The following is a 1,422-nucleotide window of genomic DNA, read 5'->3' on the forward strand; positions in this document are numbered from 1 at the left end:
AGGGGGAAGGGAGTGGAGTGTGACATGACCGACCGCCTCATCTTCGACGGCCCCGTGATCCTCGGGGCGGGTCTTGCCGGGCTCACCGCCGCGCTCGCCGCGAAAAAGGCCCTCGTCCTGTCGCCCACCCCGCTGGCGACCGGCTGCTCCAGCGCCTGGGCGCAGGGCGGCATGGCGGCGGCGCTGTCGGGTGACGACGCCCCCGAACTGCACGCAGCCGACACCCTGGCCGCCGGGGCCGGCCTGTGCGATCCGCAGGCCGTGGCCCTGCTGACCCGTGAGGGTCCCGCCGCCGTGCGGGCCCTGGCCGCCCTCGGCGCGCCGTTCGACAGGACGGGCGACGACTTCGTGCTCAGCCTCGAGGCCGCCCACAGCAAGGCCCGCGTGGCCCGCGTCGGTGGCGACGGGGCCGGGGCGGCGATCATGGCCGCCGTCATCGCCGCTGTGCGCGTCACGCCCTCTATCGAGATCCGCGAAAACGCCCGCGCCCGCCGGCTTCTTCAGGACGCGACAGGTCGCGTCGTTGGGCTGATTGCAGAGATCGACGGCCAGTTGGTCGAGATCATCGCGTCCGCCGTCATCCTGGCCACCGGCGGCATCGGCGGCCTCTATGCCGTGACCACCACCCCGGCCGAAGTACGCGGCGAAGGCCTGGGCCTGGCCGCCCTGGCCGGGGCCACCATCGCCGACCCCGAGTTCGTGCAGTTCCACCCCACCGCTATCGACATCGGTCGCGACCCTGCGCCCCTGGCCACCGAGGCCCTGCGCGGCGAGGGCGCGATCCTGCGCGACGCTAACGGCCGCGCCTTCATGGCCGACTATCACCCGGCCAGGGAACTGGCCCCGCGCGACGTGGTGGCCCGCGCCATCCATGCCGAGCGCCAGGCCGGACGCGGCGCGGTCCTCGACGCCACGACGGCGGTCGGCGACCACTTCCCGCACGAGTTCCCGGCCGTGTTCGCCGCCTGCATGAGCGCGGGCATCGACCCGCGCGTCCAGCCGATCCCGGTGACGCCGGCGGTGCACTATCACATGGGCGGGGTGGCCACCGACCTGGACGGTACCACCAACCTGCCGGGCCTCTATGCCGCCGGCGAGTGCGCCTCGACCGGCGTTCAGGGGGCCAATCGTCTGGCCTCCAACAGCCTGCTGGAAGCGGCCGTGTTCGGAGCCCGGGCCGGTCGCGCGGCGGCGGCTGACAAGGCCATCTGCGGCCCGCCGGTGTCGCTGGAGCCCCTGCCCGATCTGCCGGATGCGGCCCTGCAGACCCTGCGCCAGGCCATGAGCCGCGACGCGGGCGTCATCCGCGACGCCAGGGGCCTGACCCGGCTGCTGGCCGAGATAGACGCCCTCGAGGCCATCCACGGCCCCTGCCCGACCCTGATCGCCGCCCGCCTGATCGTCGACGCCGCCCTGGCCCGC

The 1,422-nt window shown here is 74.3% G+C and carries 1 protein-coding gene; it reads left to right on the forward strand.

Annotated elements, in window-relative coordinates; all coding sequences use genetic code 11:
- Positions 1-24: 24 nt before the first annotated feature.
- The coding region (locus DBR10_RS10825; protein ID WP_233243374.1) for an L-aspartate oxidase at positions 25-1,422 on the forward strand (1,398 nt) is incomplete at its 3' end.

It is taken from the genome of Caulobacter sp. HMWF025 (assembly GCF_003060965.1).
Classification (GTDB): Bacteria; Pseudomonadota; Alphaproteobacteria; order Caulobacterales; family Caulobacteraceae; genus Caulobacter.